Origin of the sequence: Acinetobacter rathckeae (assembly GCF_015627125.1) — a bacterium.
Lineage (GTDB): Bacteria > Pseudomonadota > Gammaproteobacteria > Pseudomonadales > Moraxellaceae > Acinetobacter > Acinetobacter rathckeae.
This window is the reverse complement of record NZ_VTDO01000001.1, coordinates 594,344-611,411: the sequence shown is the minus strand read 5'-3', so window position 1 is coordinate 611,411 and position 17,068 is coordinate 594,344. Positions and strand designations below refer to the sequence as shown.

The window sequence follows — 17,068 nt, the reverse complement described above, 5'->3', positions numbered from 1 at the left end:
CAGTAAAACTTACCAGTGATAATTTACACGAGTGTAATAAAACGCACCGTTAGCACCAAATGGTGAGAACAAGCTGTATTGAATACTGCCACCTGTCGAGCTTGCAGTGGTACGGTCTTTGTCTGGGTAAACATTAGTAATGTTGTCACCACCCACTTCAAACTTCCAGTTACCTGTCTTATAAGACAACGCCAAATCAAGCAACCATTTCGCACCATACTTTTGATCTAGACTTGGACTGGTATTGCTATATGACACAAAACTACCGTAACGGGTTACGTTGGTACTAATACCCCAGTTCCCTAGGCTATAGTCATTGGTAATAGTCAATTTATGTTTTGGTGTACTGCCTGCCAAAATACCATACTGTTCACGGCGATCAATACGATTTAAGTTCACACCCAATGCATTTAAAATGGCAGGATTCGCACGAATCTTAGTCACTTTATTTTCATTGTAGTTATAGGCAACCGATGTATTTAACTGACCATATGGCAAGTTATTCCATGCATAATTGGCCACTAAATCTAAGCCTTTTGTGCGTGTGTCTGCAGCATTATTAAAGAAACGTACTGTATCAAAGTTAATATTACTAATGCCATTGGCTGCTAAATAAGATTTAACAGTGGCACTACTTGCACTAATATTTGATGACAAGCTAATACGGTTTTTAATATCAATTAAGTAAGCATCGAAAGTTAGATAGAAGTTGTCTGCAGGTGTGAGCACAAAACCTAAGCTATAGTCACGTGATGTTTCAGGCTTTAAGTCTTCTGCACCCAATAGACGTGCCACTTGAGAGGTCGTTGAGAACGTCCCTGCTTCTACAATACTTTGGTTCACAAGCTGTGACGAGGTCTGTGTATAATTCGATTGCGCTAAACTTGGTACACGGAAGCCTGAAGAGAAATTACCACGAAACGCAATTGCAGGATTCACCGCATAACGTAATGACAATGCGCCATTATCTGCATGGCCAAAGTCATTATAATACTCATGGCGATATGCCAAAGAACCAGAGAGTTTATCTGTGATACTTGCATCTAAATCTAAATAAGCTGCAATATTATCTCGTGACCATTTTCCTGCGTCTACATCTCTAAAGCCTGCTAGACCCGATGAACCTGTTTTATAATACGAGTTCGGATCACCTGCTTTAATTTGATAGTTTTGGTTTAAGTACTGCACACCTGTAGAGAATGTCAGTGGCCCACTTAGACCTTTAATATCAAAATCACGAGACAAATCTAAGTTAATCACAGTTTGATCGTTAATTAATGCGCCATTATAAAAACGTGTTGGTGTATAGCCAAAGTCTTTATACGTACTCACGTTAATGGTATCTGTACGCACTTGATATTCATTACGACCAAAGTCTGCCGACAAATCATAACGCCAATCAGCAAGATCACCTTTCACACCAACGACAGCAGCAAGATCTTCAGACTGGCCAAAAATTAGCGGTAAATAGCCATTTGGATACAATGCTAAGATATTACTACTTGATGTACTTAAACGATAAAATGCAGCAGACTCAGCATCTTTACGGCTATACGTTGCAAAACCATATAAAGTTGCATTGTCTGATAAATCATATTCACTGTTTAAAGCAATTTTCACGCTTTCTTGTTTTGGATCACCATAACGGAAAGTACGTTGGCCGTAAGTGGTTGCTTTAGGATCACGGCTATCTGTACCTGCACGGTTAGTGCTGTCATCACCTTCTAGCTCACCTGCAAAAGTCACAAAGCCTTTACCTTGTAAACTTGTGCCACCAGAAACATAGGTTTGCTTCTGCTCACCATCGCCTGCACTATACTTACCGTAACGCACACCCACATCACCATGTTTGGTGTCTGTTTTTAAAATAATATTAATAACACCTGCGATTGCATCTGAACCATAACGCGCCGATGCACCATCTTTAAGGACTTCAATACGACTAACTGCAGACATTGGAATGGCGTTTAAGTCTGTTGGAGATGAACCACGACCAATTGTACCACCCATATTAATAAAAGCACTGGTGTGACGGCGTTTACCATTGACTAAAACCAAGACTTGGTCTGGAGATAAGCCCTTTAACTGCGCAGGACGCACAAATTCAGTGCCGTCTGCAACTGAAGGTCTTGGGAAGTTAATTGAAGGAATGAGCTTAGAAAGTGCAGTACCTAACTCACTAGTACCTGTACGTTTTTGTAACTCCTCTGTGGTCACCACATCAATCGGTTGTGATGACTGCGTTGCTGAGCGGTTTACTTTACGTGTACCCGTGACAATAATCGCACTCAAAGCTTGTACTTTGTTTTCAGTACTGGCTGTCGCACTTTTATTTTCTTCTGCATGAGCTACAGGATACAAACTGCTTGCAACAAGGAGTGTCAAGAGTTTGACTTGAAACTTATTATTCATGTTGAACAAATCCCTAATTTAATGTGTGATTATGTTACAAAGACTATTCTTTATGTAAATCAAGTTTTACAACTATGTTTATTTAAAAAATAGATATTGTTTTAGTTTCAGTTTTTAAAATTGTACGTTATAAATTACGCTTAACATACTTTCCGTTTTTTCGCCCTACCAAAAAATAATCTAAGTTATTATTTTAAATAAACTTAATATCCAACTATATACAATATTTATGCCAGTATTCAAAAATATATATTTTATTTTTTAATAAATAGCATTCATCTTTATCACAAATAGTTTAGAAAAAAGCATGTCTTATTCTTTGTTATCATATACTCAAATGCTTTTTTTATATACATATTTAAATCATTTATTCACCACATCTACACATAAAAAACCCATGTTTTAGGTATTTTCATATAAATAACGTGCCATATATTGTGCAGTAAGTGAAATATCTGGCTGCGCTAATAAGTCCTGTATCGTCCCTGTAAACATTACTTCTCCGCCATGTTCACCTGCATCTGGGCCAATATCAATAATCCAATCCGCTTGAGCAATAATATCTAGATTATGCTCAATCACAATCACTGTGTTGCCCTCATCTACAATGTAATTTAAAAGCTGTAATAACTTTGCTGTGTCTGACGGATGTAACCCCGTACTCGGTTCATCTAATACCAAGATATGATCCCGTTGCCCCAGCTCTTTACTCAGTTTTAAACGCTGACGTTCGCCGCCTGAAAAGGTATTTAAGCGCTGACCTAATGCCAAATAATCTAAGCCTAAACGCATTAAACGCTGTAGTTTTTGTTGGATTTTCTCTTGTGTAAAAAATTGCAGTGCTTCGGCCACAGTCATTGCCAACACTTCAGTAATATTTTTACCCTGATAACAATAATCCAAGACCTCTTTTTTATATCCTGTGCCGTGGCAAACCTCACAAGTCAGCTCAATATTATCTAAAAATGCCAGTTCAATTTTTTCAATTCCCAACCCATTACAGTGTGGGCAAGCACCTTTACTATTGTAGCTAAACCACTTCATACTCACCTGATTATATTCGGCAAATAATTTACGTACATCGTCAGACAAGTCTAAAAAAGTCAACAAATTAGAACGCACACTCGCCATAATTGCAGACTGATCAATCACTTTGGTTTGTGGGTACTGTTGTGGTAAAACCTGTGTCATCAGTGTACTTTTGCCTGACCCTGCAACGCCAGTGACCACAGTTAAACAATACAAAGGAATATCCAACGTTACGTTTTTTAAGTTAAAAACATGGGCTTCTTTAACAGTCATCACCTGCTGAAATGCTCTAGGCTGTTGTTTGATTGTTCTTGGCTGGGAAAAATACGCTGCGGTTAAGCCATGCGCAGATGCCAAGCCTGAAAAGTCGCCTTGATAAACCAGTTCTCCACCATTCACACCTGACTTGGGCCCAATATCAATCACTTGATCTGCAATTTTAATCAGGTCTGGATCATGCTCAACCAATAATACCGAATTTCCTTTATCTCTAATTTTTTTAATCATTTGGGCAATATTTTCAACATCTCTTGGGTGTAGTCCCACACTTGGTTCATCAAAAATATAAAGTAAGTCAACCAAACTATTGCCAAGATGCTTGACCATCTTAATGCGTTGCCCTTCACCACCAGATAAAGTATCACTGGTTCTGTTTAAGCTTAAATAACTTAATCCGACCAATGTAAGCATGTCTAACTTATGCAAAATTTCATCAAGTAAAATTTGATACTTAGGTGCATCAATCGCATTGATAAAGTCATATAAACGCTTCACTGACAACGCTGTACACTGTGCAATATTTAACCCTTGAATGGTGCAACTTAAAGATTTAGCATTTAGACGTTGTCCATGACACTCAGAACATGGCTTAATTTCAATAATGTCATCGAGTCGGGCTTTATAGCGGTTTTTTTCTTGCGCTTGCCCTGTCATAAAATTACGTTTAAAGCGAGTAATTAAACCCTCGTAGAGTGCTGTCTTTTTCCACTGGACTGTGGGGTGCTTGGGCTTATGTTGCTCTGCATTAAGCAAAAGTTCCCATTCTTTGGGGCTATAGTCTTTTAGTTTTTTATCTAAGTCAAAATAACCTGAGTCTGCATAACGTAGCCAACGCCATGCGTGTGGTTGATAGGTTGGAAATAAAATAGCACCTTCATTCAAAGATTTATCTTGATCTAAAATTTTATAAATATTCAGTGTTTGCTCAAAACCTGTTCCCTCACAACGAGGACACATACCACTTGGGTGATTAAAAGAAAATACTTGTGAGTAACCCACAAACGGCGTACCGACCCGAGAAAACAACAACCTTAAACTGGCATAAATATCGGTGGCTGTCGCAACGGCGGAACGAATACTCCCAGAAAGTGGTTTCTGGTCGATAATCACAGGGACATTTAAGTTTTCTATACGGTCTACTTCGGCTTGTGGTGCACTTTGCAATCGATTTCGAGTAAAGGTATCGTAAGTTTCATTGATTTGTCGTTGTGCTTCCGCACCAATGGTTTCAAACACCAAAGAAGATTTACCTGAGCCTGATACGCCTGTAAAAACCACAATTTTATTTTTAGGAATCTGCAGTGATAAGTTTTTTAAATTGTTTTGTCTTGCACCGTAAATATTGATTGTTTTTGTCATGGCTTACTCACTTTCACATAAAGCACACTGTGTAATAAATATACAAAAAAGAGTAAATATAAACACTTTTATTTACATAACATCAACATCTAACAACCGATAAAAAACTACCATAAAGCATCTAATCAAGCTTTGAAGTGACATGCTATGCCAGTACATACTGTATTAAAATTATCTGTATTGACAGCGGTGACTTTCCTTTCTGCATGCTCAACGCTTGGCCCCCATGGTGGCTCAGTTCAACAAAGATCAGCCAAACTTTCAACAGCATTACAGCGTGCGTACCATGTGCCATATGACAAAGCCAATGCCGTGTCGCCTTTAATTATTCAATCTGCCGACCAATACAATGTGCCTGCTGAGCTGATTGCGGCAACCATTCGCCAAGAATCCAACTACCGTAGTCAGTTAAGGTCCTCTGGAGGCGCTGTAGGTCTTGCTCAGATTATCCCAAGTTATTGGTCAACGTCATGCCCTGGTAACTTATACGATGACACTATCAATATTTATTGTAATGCCTACATCTTAGCGCAATATAAAGCTCTTGCAGGCTCGTGGTTTAAAGCTTCTGCATATTATAACGTTGGTCCTACAGGCTATGGCGCTAGCTTTTTCACTCGGCATAAAGCAAAAAAATATGCACGTTCTGTGCGACACTATAAAAAAGAACTCAAGCAAGCCCTGCCTTAATTCCATATTGAGCACATGACACCAAAATATCATTAAATCGTCACAGCACTGTCATATCTTTTTACCATGATACTTACCAATGAGATCGTTCTCATTTGAGTAAATTATTATGAGTAGCATAGTCCAAGTATCTAAAATTGTTGGTGTTTCTAGAGCAACAGTCGCACGGGCATTTGCATCGCCTGAGCAAGTCAAGCCAGAGACACGTGAGAAAATATATCAAGCGGCCAAAACACTTGGTTTTCGCCCAAACTATGCAGCTCGCCAACTCAGAACACAAAGCAGTAAAATGCTAGGTGTCATGTTACCCACACTCAACAATCCCATTTTTAGTGGCCAATTAGAAGCCATGGAAAAAATGGCAAGAGAAAATGGCTACTCTTTATTGGTCGCAACCACCGAATATGACCCACAAGCAGAGCTTGAAATTTTAGAAAATATGCTTAGACAGCGTGTTGATGGTCTGATTTTAACTGTGGCCAATGCACAACAAAGTGATTGTTTAAACAAAATCAAAGAAGAAGCCATACCAACTGTGCTTACCCACAACCCCATTCAAAACACAGATTTTATAAGTATAAACATAGACAACTATGCTGCTATGTATGATGCAACACAACGTTTAATTGAATATGGCCACTGCCATATTGCCATGCTCACAGGGCCATTTTTTCAGTCAGACCGATCTGCTTTACGCTACCAAGGCTATGCAGATGCCATGACAGCAGCAGGTCTCATTGCCATGCCTGTGGTTGAAATGCACAGTCATACACAAGTACATATAGACACCTTACTACCACTTTTAAAACAAAATGTAACTGCTTTGTTATGTTCAAACGATCTTTTAGCACTGAGCAGTATTGGCAACCTACAACGCTTAGGCTATTTAGTACCAGAACAGATTTCTGTTGTGGGTTTTGATGGCATTTCGCTTGGAAAAACCCTGTATCCCGCTTTGTCATCTGTAGCACAACCACGAGAGCTTTTGGGGTGGCTTTCAGTTAAAACGTTGCTACAGATGATTTCAGGTCAGCCCGTTACTTCACAAACCCTATGTACTCAATTCAACCTTGAGGAAAGCATGTCTAATGCCCCTCAACATACATCTATTGACAAGGATCTCTCATGAAAAAACAGCTGTTAAGCAGTTTACTGTGTGCTGCGTCTGTATTACCAAGCATGGCTTTTGCACAAGACAATACTGCGATTTGTTATAACTGCCCACCTGAATGGGCAAACTGGGGCGTACAAATTCAAGCCATTGCCAAAGATACTGGCGTTGTCGTACCACCTGATAACAAAAACTCAGGTCAAGCTTTAGCACAGTTGGTGGCTGAAAAAGCCAGTCCTGTGGCTGACTTTACTTACCTAGGTATTACTTTTGGGATGCAAGCTGACCAAGCAGATGTATTGGCATCTTATAAACCAAAAGGTTGGGACAAAATTCCTAAAGACTTAAAAGACCCAAATGGGAAATGGGTTGCAGTTCACTCTGGCACCATTGGTTTTATGGTTAATGTTGACGCTTTAAACGGTGCACCGATTCCAAAAAGCTGGGACGATTTATTAAAACCTGAATATCAAGGCATGGTTGGTTATTTAGACCCATCAAGTGCATTTGTTGGTTATGCAGCGGCCACTGCTGTGAATATGGCCAAAGGGGGTACATTGCATAACTTTACCCCTGCTATTAACTATTTCAAAAAACTCAGCGCCAATAAGCCAATTGTACCAAAACAAACGGCGTACCCACGTGTATTGTCAGGTGAAATTCCTGTACTGATTGACTACGACTTTAATGCATACCGTGCTAAATACAAAGACAAAGCCAATGTTGTTTTTGTGATTCCAAAAGAAGGCACCATTAAAGTACCATATGTGATGGGGCTTGTTAAAAATGCACCACATAGTGAAAATGGTAAAAAAGTACTTGATTATGTCCTTTCAGATCGTGGACAAAAAATCTGGGCAGACAGTTGGTTAAGACCTGTAGATGAAAAAGCCATTTCACCTGCTGCCAAAGCACAATTCTTACCAGATAGCGAGTACAAACGCGCCCACACGCTAAACTACAAAGAAATGGCAGACATTCAAAAAGACTTTTCACAGCAGTACTTGCGTGAGGTCAAATAATGAAATTGAGGTCTAAGCAAACAATTTGGCCAAAAACAGTATGGTTACTTATACCCACCATGATTGCGTTTTGTGCATTTTGGCTTATTCCTTTTGGGTACCTTGTGGTTTTAGGTACCCTTCCCGACCAATCTAACCACAAAATGGCGTATTGGTCTGTAATTAGCCAACCACATTATTTATCTAGTTTTATCACCACATTTGTGATTTCTGCCTTAGTTGCAATGATTGCTGTCCTTATTTCAACCACTATTGCCTATTTTGTAGCAAGACAGCATTTTATGGGTAAAAAACTATTACTCACCTTACTCACTTTTCCAATTGCTTTTCCCGGTGCAGTGGTCGGTTTTTTTATCATTATGCTTGGTGGTCGTCAGGGGGTATTTGCACAACTTGGCCAAAGCTTAGGCATGGGTAAAATTATTTTTGCTTATAGTCTTATTGGACTATTTTTGGGTTACCTCTACTTTTCTATTCCACGTGTGATTATGACCTTAGTGGCTGCCTGTGAAAAAATAGATATTCAACTCGAAGAAGCCGCACGCTCACTTGGTGCAAGTCGTTGGCGTGTGATTAAAGACGTGATTATTCCAAGCCTTTCTCCTGCTATTGTCTCAAGCATGGCCATTTGTTTTGCAACCAGTATTGGTGCATTTGGTACTGCTTTTACTTTAGGAACAGATCTCAATGTATTACCACTGACCATTTATGGTGAGTTTACCAACTATGCCAACTTTACTGTTTCAGCAGCGTTGTCTGTACTGATGGGACTCATTTGCTGGCTAACGCTCATTCTGACACGAAAACTCACAGGCAACTCAACTGGGAGCCTAACATGAATCGACATTTTATCTTTGCATTACAGCTTAGCCTAACCCTTTGCGTCTGCCTCTTTTTACTTGTACCCATTGCCATGTCTATTCTGGCAAGTTTCACAGAAAACTATTTTATTGGTATCAAAAGTGGTTTTACCTTACGTTGGATTCAAGAAGTTTGGGCCATGTATGCCAACACCTTTTGGCTGTCACTGTTTATTGCTTTGTGTTGTTTATGTATAACGGTTGCTTTAGGTCTACCCACGGCATGGGCACTTCTTAAAAGCCCATCAAAAACTGCTACATATATTGAAGAGTGCCTCATGCTCCCTGTGGCTATTCCGGGCATGGCAACCGCACTTGGCTTGCTCTTAGTTTATGGAAGTTTCAGAGAGTTTCGCGAAAGTTGGGCATTTATTTTAGTTGGCCATGTACTTTTTACACTGCCATTTATGGTGCGTTCAATTTTAGTAGTCATGAAATCTTCCCACCTGCACACGCTCGATGAAGCGGCCGCAAGTTTAGGAGCAACACCTCTACAACGCTTTTTTAATGTGATTATTCCAAATTGCGTTACGGGCATACTTGCAGGGGCATTTACTGTCATCACGCTATCTATTGGTGAATTCAATATTACCTGGATGCTACACACTCCCATGACAAAAACCCTACCTGTAGGCCTCGCAGACAGCTATGCATCTATGCGTTTAGAGGTCGGCTCTGCATATACCACACTCTTTTTTGTCATGATTATTCCGCTGTTACTGACTTTACACTTTATTCGTCACTTGGTTAGCCCTTCAAGCGAGAAAAAAATATGAATCAAACTACCCATATTCATTTACAGCAGTGTGCTAGAACTTTCCACCCCAACAACCAAGTGCTTAAACCACTCGACTTAGAGATTTATCAGGGGGAAACACTGGTACTACTTGGGCCATCGGGCTGTGGTAAAACCACAACACTACGCCTTATTAGTGGTTTAGAGCAACCTGACCACGGCGGAAAAATCTTTTTCAACGACCAAGATGTCACACATCTTCCGATTGAAAAACGTCATGTAGGCATGGTTTTTCAACACTATGCACTTTTTCCAAACTTCACTGTTGGTCAAAATGTAGCGTACGCACTTAAAATACAAAAACTGCCTGCCGATGAGATCAAAGCACGTGTAGAAGAAATGCTCGCGATGGTCGATTTAGCAGGCTACCATGACCGTAACATTAATACACTCTCAGGTGGTCAAAAACAGCGTGTATCTTTAGCACGTGCTTTAGCTGCCCGACCAAAAATATTACTTTTTGATGAGCCTTTGGCTGCACTGGATGTCAAACTCAAAGACAAACTACGTGAAGACATCAAAAAACTACTCAAAGGTTTAGGGATTACTGCCATTTATGTCACCCATGACCAACAAGAAGCGATGGCCCTAGGCGACCGTATTGCGGTCATGCAACATGGTGAAATTGAGCAAATTGGCACAGCCAAAGACATTTACCAACACCCTGAAACGGCATTTGTTGCACACTTTGTCGGTAGCACAAACCATATCAGAATCAATGATAAAACACTCTTTTGCCGACCAGAAGATATTTTACTCAATCAACAAACGTCTGCTTTTAGTCATGGTCAAGTCAGCCAAATTACCTTTTTAGGGCAAACACAAAAACTGATTGTGACAGATCAAAATAACCAAACATTAACCGTCACTTGCTCACCGCATGAGCAATGGCATGTAGGGCAACACGTCAGTTTACACATCTCCCCTGAACGACTATTTCACGCAACTTAGGAACGTATATTTTGAAAGACCAATTTGTTATCGCACAAATTAGCGATTTACATATCAAAGCACACGGTAAGCTTTCGTATAAAAAAGTAGATACGTTGCAGGCCTTTAAAAACTGTATTGCTTATTTAAATCAGCTGTCACCTCAACCCGACTTGGTCGCAATTACAGGTGACTTAACTGACTTTGGCCGTAGCGATGAATACCAAACTTTTTCAGAAGCCATTGCATCACTCAAACTACCGTGGGTCGCGATTGCAGGTAACCATGACGATCGTCACAACCTTCGTACTGCATGTCAAAACCAGCCTTGGCTTCCTGCTGAAAGTGAGTTTTTTCATTGGTCTCTCAATGACTCCCCCCTACACATCATTGGCTTAGATTCAACTGCCCCTGAAAAACCGTGGGGTGAGTTTTGTGAAAAAAGACAACAGTGGTTGGATCACGCTTTATCTCAACACCCACAAAAACCTACGGTTGTCATGTTGCACCATCACCCATTTATCAGTGGAATTGGTCATATGGATGCACAAAACTTACGTGGCATCGAACGTCTAGAAAGCACACTCAAAAAACACCCGCAAGTACAACGTGTTTTGTGTGGGCATTTACACCGTTTCATTACCACAACACTTGCAGGCATCACTGTGTGTAGTGCCCCTGGTACATCACACCAAGTCGCAGCAGACTTTAATGTCAATGCCCCTGCACATTTTAGTTTAGAACCTGCAGGGATGTTATTACACCGTTGGCATGCCGAACAAGGGTTTACCACCCACTACCTAAATATAGGCAATTATGGGCCAACCCATCCATTTTATGATGCCAATGGTTTAATTGACTAAATCAGCTCAACCATTACAGAATCTTGTTTAATATTCTTTTAATCCCTTGACTAGACAATCGAAGCCGTATAAAAGAATCTCACTTCTAGTCTAGGGAAATGTTACAAATGATGAAATACCTGCCAGACCGCTTTAGTTGCATGATTGTCGGCATGCTCATTCTTGCAACCATACTCCCCATACATGGTCAAGCAGCAACTATATTTAACACCCTCACTAACTGTGCGATTGCATTGTTATTTTTTTTACACGGCGCAAAGCTTTCTCGTGAAGCCATCTATGCAGGCATCACCCATTGGCGACTACACCTCACCATTTTCGCCGCCACTTTTATTTTATTTCCAATCATCGGGCTGGCTTTAAAACCCGTGCTTGAGCCCCTATTAGGTCATCAGCTGTATTTGGGCATACTCTATTTATGTCTACTGCCATCTACAGTGCAGTCTTCAATTGCATTTACTTCTATTGCACGTGGCAATGTGCCTGCCGCGTTATGTAGTGCATCAGCATCAAATATTTTAGGTATGTTTATTACGCCGTGTTTGGTTGGATTATTTTTAGTGACGGGCTCTTCAACTCATTCCTCTTTTTCTCTCAGTGCTGTGCTTAATATTATTGGTCTATTGTTTGTTCCTTTTGTATTAGGTCAAATCTTGAGTAAAAAAATACGCCCAATGTTACAACGGCAACCTGCAAGAATTAAAATGGTTGATCAAGGCTCAATATTAATGGTGGTATATGCTGCTTTTAGTGAAGCGGTCATTGAAGGCGTTTGGCATCAAGTTTCTGCAGAGCAACTGATTTTATTGGTTGTTGTGTGTATTGCACTGCTATTCATTGCAATGCTTTTAATCCACTTTTCAAGCAAAAAACTTGGCTTTAATCGTGCAGATCAAATCACTATATTATTTTGTGGCTCTAAAAAAACACTCGCCAGTGGTGTACCTATGGCCAAGATTTTATTTGCAGGCCATGCCTTTGGTCTCATTATCTTACCACTCATGTTATTTCACCAAATCCAACTGATTACTTGCGGTATTTTGGCCAGTCGATTTGCAGAACAACCTGAGCAAAATACCGATCAACAACACTCTTGAAATCAATTATTCATTTAATTCATATAAACATGATTTTTTATTATTTTTTATGCTGATTAATTATGAGTATTCTTGTTTTTCACCTCGCCAGACTTAGCTACAGGGAAATAAGATTATGTCATTTCAGAAGATTAAAATTGCTGTTGTTGCAACTTTAGTAAGTGCTTCAACATATAGCATGGCCGCAAAAGACTTCTTGAATGTGTCTTATGACCCTACCCGTGAGCTATATACAGAAGTCAATCAAGCGTACGGGCAGTATTGGAAACAACGTACTGGCGAAGAGATTAACTTCAAGCAATCACATGGTGGCTCAGGTAAACAAGCCCGTGCAGTCATTGATGGCTTAAATGCAGATGTAGTGACTTTAGCTTTGGCTGCAGATATTGATGCCATTGCAGAAAAAACGGGTAAACTGCCACTCAACTGGCAGTCTCGTCTACCACAAAACTCATCACCATATACATCAACCATCGTATTTTTAGTGCGTAAAGGAAATCCTAAACACATTAAAGATTGGAATGACTTAGTGCGTCCAGACGTTGCTATTATTACGCCCAATCCAAAAACATCTGGTGGTGCACGTTGGAATTACTTAGCTGCATGGGCTTGGGCGAAGCATCAACCTAAAGGCAACGACCAAACAGCACAAGCCTTTGTCAGTAAAATCTATAAAAATACAAAAGTTTTAGACTCTGGTGCTCGTGGTGCAACCACAACATTTGCAGAACGTGGCATTGGTGACGTACTCATTGCATGGGAAAACGAAGCATACCTTGCCACACGTGAGCAACCGGGCAAGTTTGAAATTATCACCCCATCTTTATCTATTTTGGCTGAACCACCTGTAGCCGTAGTCGATGCAAATGTCAAAAAAGATGGCAATGCTTTAGTGGCCCAAGGTTATGTTAACTTTTTATATTCACCATGGGCACAAGATATTATTGCGAAAAACTTTTATCGCCCTCGTAACCCAACAGTGTTAAAACAATATAGTAATGTATTTAAACCACTTAAACTGGTAACCATTGACCAAGAATTTGGTGGCTGGCAGAAAGTACAAAAAACGCACTTTGAAAATGATGGTATTTTTGACCAAATCATCAAAGCCAATGCACAAAGCAAATAAATACAGTATTTCTATACCAAACAGGAGTAATGATATGACACAACTATGCAATATTATTGTTCCTGGTGTGGGTGGTAGTGGTGAAGAGCACTGGCAGACATGGCTAGAGCAACGCCTTCCTAATACTCAACGTGTCATGCAACAGTGGCATGAGCCAATCTTAGAACAGTGGGTTCAGCAATGGCTCAAAACCATTGCTACAACCAAAGGGCAAAAACTACAAATTATTGCCCATAGTTTTGGCTGTTTAACCAGTATTGCAGCCTTGGCTAAACACCCACATTTACAAGCCCGTATTGAAAAACTCATTTTAGTTGCCCCAGCAAACCCAATACGCTTTTCACAACAAGGCTTTGCAACACAAGGACATGATCATTTTCTCGAATACTTTAAATCACTACACATTAATGTACCTACAGTGATGTTCATTAGCGAAAATGATCCTTGGCTGAACTTTGAAGATGCAAAATATTTTGCTAAACAATGGCAAGTCCCTTATGTTAATTTAGGAAAAGTTGGACACATTAATATCGAATCAGGGTTTGGGGCTTTTCCTCAATTACTACCACATCTCGTTGCAATGCAAAAACAAAACATACGAGATTATGCACACTATGCATTGGTAGGAAGCCATAAGAATCATGTTTTAGTGCAGTCTATATGAAAACAATAGACTGCTATTTGAGAGATCATCATGCGTAACAACAAAGCTGTTTTACCAGGTTTTGGTTTATCTTTAGGTTATACAATCTTATATTTATCCATTATTGTATTTTTACCTTTGTCAGCAGTATTCATTAAATCATTCGGCATTGGCTGGAGCGGATTGCTAGACATTATTCAAGACACACGCATACTAAAAGCTTTACAGCTGAGTTTTACAACGGCTTTTGTTGCGGCTTTGATTAATGTTTTTTTAGGCTTACTGTTAGCATGGTGCTTAGTCAGATATACCTTTCCTGGCAAGCGTATTATTGATGCGCTGATTGACTTACCTTTTGCACTACCAACAGCAGTCGCAGGGATTGCACTTACATCACTATATGCTTCTACAGGTTGGGTTGGTCAATACCTAGAACCTTTGGGTATTAAAGTGGCTTATACCTCTACAGGTATTACCTTAGCACTTATTTTTATTGGCATTCCTTTTGTGGTACGTACAGTTCAACCTGTGCTGAGTGACTTAGAAACTGAACTAGAAGAAGCTGCCTCGGCACTCGGTGCAACACGTTGGCAAACCTTTAGGCGTGTGATTTTTCCAACTATTTTACCACCACTCATTACGGGGTTCGCCCTCGCTTTTGCACGTGGTGTAGGTGAATATGGCTCTGTTATTTTTATTGCAGGTAACCAACCTTATAAAACTGAAATTGCACCGCTGATGATTGTTTCACGGCTTGAAGAATATGACTATGCAGGGGCAACAACCATTGCAGTCATTATGCTCATTTTGTCTTTTAGCATTTTGTTGCTGATTAATATTTTCCAATCTTGGGCAACACGCCGTACAGGGAGAAATGTCTAATGAGTGGCTCTAACCAAAATCTTGCCAAACAACTACAAAGCAAAGATGCCACACGTGAGCCAGCATGGGTACGTAATATCTTACTCAGCATGAGTTTAATCGTTTTTCTTGGTTTGCTTATTTTGCCATTGGTTTTAGTCTTTGTTGAAGCATTTAGACAAGGCATTGAGGTTTACTTCAATGCTCTAGTTGAACCAGATACACTTTCTGCGGTTAAACTCACACTACTGACTGCAGCCATTGCCGTTCCTTTAAATGTTATTTTTGGTGTAGCTGCAGCATGGGCTGTAGCCAAGTTCAACTTCAAAGGCAAAACATTACTGACGACGCTAATAGATACACCTTTTTCAGTCTCTCCTGTGATTGCAGGACTCATGTTAGTACTCATGTTTGGTACTCAAGGTTGGTTAGGTAGTTGGCTACAAACCTATAATATTCAAGTGCTGTACTCTGTTCCTGCAATTGTCTTAGCCACCATTTTTATTACTGTGCCTTTTGTAGCACGTGAGCTCATTCCGCTCATGCAAGCTCAAGGCAATGAGGAAGAAGAAGCCGCAATTTTACTTGGTGCATCGGGTTGGACAACTTTCTGGAAAATCACACTACCCAATATTAAATGGGGCTTGCTCTACGGCGTCATTTTATGTAATGCCCGTGCAATGGGTGAGTTCGGTGCCGTGTCTGTGGTTTCGGGTCATATCCGTGGCGAAACCAACACCCTACCGTTACACGTAGAAATTTTATACAACGACTACAGCTACAGTGCCGCTTTCGCTGTGGCATCACTACTCGCATTCTTAGCCATACTTACCCTTATTATTAAAACATGGGTCGAAGTTAGCCAAGAAAAAAACAATTCAAGCAACACATAGGGAGCATGTAAAATGAGTATTCAAGTTAAAAATATCGAAAAGAATTTTGGTAGTTTTCACGCTCTCAACAATATTAGCTTAGATTTCCCAGAAGGCCAACTCGTGGCACTACTCGGCCCATCAGGCTGTGGTAAAACCACTTTACTACGAATTATTGCAGGGCTAGAACAAGCCGATTCAGGACAAATTATTCTTGAAGGCTCAGATGCCACCAAAACGCATGTCCGAGAACGTCAAGTTGGCTTTGTATTCCAACACTATGCACTTTTCAGACACATGACAGTCTTTGAAAACGTTGCTTTTGGCCTGCGTGTACGCCCAAAATCGACACGCCCATCAGATGCAGAAATTAAACAACGTGTTCACCAACTGCTAGAACTCGTTCAACTCGACTTTTTATCTGATCGCTACCCTTCACAGCTCTCAGGTGGACAACGTCAGCGTATTGCACTTGCTCGTGCGTTAGCGGTAGAGCCACGTGTTCTATTACTAGATGAACCTTTTGGGGCACTTGATGCCAAAGTACGTAAGGAACTGAGACGTTGGTTACGCCATTTACATGACGAGCTACATATCACCTCTATTTTTGTGACCCATGACCAAGAAGAAGCATTAGAAGTCGCAGACAAAATTGTGGTCATGAATAAAGGCAATATTGAACAAATTGGTTCACCACGTGAAGTCTATCAACAACCGCAAACCCCGTTTGTATTTGACTTCCTTGGCCAGGCCAATCGCTTTGAAGGTACTGCACAAAATAATGTGTTGCACATCGGAAATGATAGCTTACAATTAACATCAAGCCATGAAAATAGCACGGTCACTGCATTTGCTCGACCACATGAACTGCTTATTCATACCATTGCTTTAGATCATGCCATTGAAGCAACTTTTTTACGTTATGTTTGGGTGGCAGGAAAAATTGTGGCTGAACTAGAAGATCGCAATAACAACCACATTGAAATTTTTGTATCGGCAGAAGAAGCCAATGCTCAAGCACTCAGTGCAGGCCAAACGGTTTGGATTACTGCAAAGCATTTACATCTGTTTGAAACCAAGTCATCATCTGTGACCTAACAATAAGAGTACAACAC

The 17,068-nt window shown here is 40.3% G+C and carries 15 protein-coding genes; 13 read left to right on the top strand and 2 right to left on the bottom strand.

All coding sequences use genetic code 11. The features are described 5' to 3' along the window. Positions 1–9: 9 nt before the first annotated feature. On the bottom strand, positions 10–2,412 hold the full coding sequence (locus tag I2F31_RS02970) for a TonB-dependent receptor plug domain-containing protein (RefSeq protein WP_195767869.1): 2,403 nt from the start codon (positions 2,410–2,412) through the stop codon (positions 10–12). Between the two features lie 402 nt (positions 2,413–2,814). Further along, the gene (locus tag I2F31_RS02965) at positions 2,815–5,079 is read right to left on the bottom strand and encodes an ATP-binding cassette domain-containing protein (protein ID WP_195773417.1); all 2,265 of its coding nucleotides are present in this window, start codon (positions 5,077–5,079) and stop codon (positions 2,815–2,817) included. Positions 5,080–5,226: 147 nt separating this feature from the next. Between I2F31_RS02965 and I2F31_RS02960 the strand changes: the two genes are divergently transcribed. The 13 genes from I2F31_RS02960 (at position 5,227) to I2F31_RS02900 (ending at position 17,051) form a co-directional block, all read left to right on the top strand. Beyond that, positions 5,227–5,769, top strand: coding sequence for a transglycosylase SLT domain-containing protein (locus tag I2F31_RS02960; protein ID WP_195767871.1), 543 nt, complete (start codon positions 5,227–5,229; stop codon positions 5,767–5,769). A gap of 109 nt (positions 5,770–5,878) precedes the next feature. Beyond that, positions 5,879–6,898 (top strand): LacI family DNA-binding transcriptional regulator, encoded by a 1,020-nt coding sequence (locus I2F31_RS02955; RefSeq protein WP_195767872.1) that lies wholly within the window; start codon positions 5,879–5,881, stop codon positions 6,896–6,898. After that, positions 6,895–7,902, top strand: coding sequence for an ABC transporter substrate-binding protein (locus I2F31_RS02950; protein ID WP_195767873.1), 1,008 nt, complete (start codon positions 6,895–6,897; stop codon positions 7,900–7,902). The genes I2F31_RS02955 and I2F31_RS02950 overlap by 4 nt, the downstream gene beginning before the upstream one ends. After that, entirely contained in the window at positions 7,902–8,741 is an 840-nt protein-coding gene (locus I2F31_RS02945) for an ABC transporter permease (protein WP_195767874.1), read from the top strand. Before I2F31_RS02950 ends, I2F31_RS02945 begins: the two co-directional genes overlap by 1 nt. Next, a complete protein-coding gene (locus I2F31_RS02940) occupies positions 8,738–9,538 on the top strand; it encodes an ABC transporter permease (protein WP_195767875.1) in 801 nt (266 codons plus the stop codon). Before I2F31_RS02945 ends, I2F31_RS02940 begins: the two co-directional genes overlap by 4 nt. Further along, positions 9,535–10,509 carry an ABC transporter ATP-binding protein gene (locus I2F31_RS02935; protein WP_195767876.1) on the top strand — a complete coding sequence of 325 codons (975 nt, stop codon included), beginning with the start codon at positions 9,535–9,537 and terminating at the stop codon, positions 10,507–10,509. Before I2F31_RS02940 ends, I2F31_RS02935 begins: the two co-directional genes overlap by 4 nt. A gap of 11 nt (positions 10,510–10,520) precedes the next feature. After that, complete coding sequence (locus tag I2F31_RS02930; RefSeq protein ID WP_195767877.1) at positions 10,521–11,351, top strand: phosphodiesterase; 831 nt, start codon at positions 10,521–10,523, stop codon at positions 11,349–11,351. A gap of 107 nt (positions 11,352–11,458) precedes the next feature. After that, positions 11,459–12,448 carry a bile acid:sodium symporter family protein gene (locus I2F31_RS02925; RefSeq protein WP_195773416.1) on the top strand — a complete coding sequence of 330 codons (990 nt, stop codon included), beginning with the start codon at positions 11,459–11,461 and terminating at the stop codon, positions 12,446–12,448. Between the two features lie 115 nt (positions 12,449–12,563). Then, a complete protein-coding gene (locus I2F31_RS02920; RefSeq protein WP_195767879.1) occupies positions 12,564–13,577 on the top strand; it encodes a sulfate ABC transporter substrate-binding protein in 1,014 nt (337 codons plus the stop codon). Between the two features lie 34 nt (positions 13,578–13,611). Beyond that, on the top strand, positions 13,612–14,241 hold the full coding sequence (locus tag I2F31_RS02915; protein ID WP_195767880.1) for an RBBP9/YdeN family alpha/beta hydrolase: 630 nt from the start codon (positions 13,612–13,614) through the stop codon (positions 14,239–14,241). A gap of 30 nt (positions 14,242–14,271) precedes the next feature. Further along, on the top strand, positions 14,272–15,102 hold the full coding sequence (cysT, locus tag I2F31_RS02910) for a sulfate ABC transporter permease subunit CysT (protein ID WP_195767881.1): 831 nt from the start codon (positions 14,272–14,274) through the stop codon (positions 15,100–15,102). Then, complete coding sequence (gene cysW / locus I2F31_RS02905) at positions 15,102–15,974, top strand: sulfate ABC transporter permease subunit CysW (protein ID WP_195767882.1); 873 nt, start codon at positions 15,102–15,104, stop codon at positions 15,972–15,974. Before cysT ends, cysW begins: the two co-directional genes overlap by 1 nt. Positions 15,975–15,986: 12 nt before the next feature. Beyond that, positions 15,987–17,051: a sulfate/molybdate ABC transporter ATP-binding protein gene (locus I2F31_RS02900; RefSeq protein ID WP_195767883.1), complete on the top strand. Its 1,065-nt coding sequence runs from the start codon at positions 15,987–15,989 to the stop codon at positions 17,049–17,051. The last annotated feature ends 17 nt before the right edge of the window (positions 17,052–17,068 follow it).

Coding starts and splice junctions, on each gene's coding strand:
- I2F31_RS02970 (WP_195767869.1), bottom strand. CDS start 2,412: ATGAATAATAAGTTTCAAGTCAAACTCTTGACACTCCTTGTTGCAAGC.
- I2F31_RS02965 (WP_195773417.1), bottom strand. CDS start 5,079: ATGACAAAAACAATCAATATTTACGGTGCAAGACAAAACAATTTAAAA.
- I2F31_RS02960 (WP_195767871.1), top strand. CDS start 5,227: ATGCCAGTACATACTGTATTAAAATTATCTGTATTGACAGCGGTGACT.
- I2F31_RS02955 (WP_195767872.1), top strand. CDS start 5,879: ATGAGTAGCATAGTCCAAGTATCTAAAATTGTTGGTGTTTCTAGAGCA.
- I2F31_RS02950 (WP_195767873.1), top strand. CDS start 6,895: ATGAAAAAACAGCTGTTAAGCAGTTTACTGTGTGCTGCGTCTGTATTA.
- I2F31_RS02945 (WP_195767874.1), top strand. CDS start 7,902: ATGAAATTGAGGTCTAAGCAAACAATTTGGCCAAAAACAGTATGGTTA.
- I2F31_RS02940 (WP_195767875.1), top strand. CDS start 8,738: ATGAATCGACATTTTATCTTTGCATTACAGCTTAGCCTAACCCTTTGC.
- I2F31_RS02935 (WP_195767876.1), top strand. CDS start 9,535: ATGAATCAAACTACCCATATTCATTTACAGCAGTGTGCTAGAACTTTC.
- I2F31_RS02925 (WP_195773416.1), top strand. CDS start 11,459: ATGATGAAATACCTGCCAGACCGCTTTAGTTGCATGATTGTCGGCATG.
- I2F31_RS02920 (WP_195767879.1), top strand. CDS start 12,564: ATGTCATTTCAGAAGATTAAAATTGCTGTTGTTGCAACTTTAGTAAGT.
- I2F31_RS02915 (WP_195767880.1), top strand. CDS start 13,612: ATGACACAACTATGCAATATTATTGTTCCTGGTGTGGGTGGTAGTGGT.
- cysT (WP_195767881.1), top strand. CDS start 14,272: ATGCGTAACAACAAAGCTGTTTTACCAGGTTTTGGTTTATCTTTAGGT.
- cysW (WP_195767882.1), top strand. CDS start 15,102: ATGAGTGGCTCTAACCAAAATCTTGCCAAACAACTACAAAGCAAAGAT.
- I2F31_RS02900 (WP_195767883.1), top strand. CDS start 15,987: ATGAGTATTCAAGTTAAAAATATCGAAAAGAATTTTGGTAGTTTTCAC.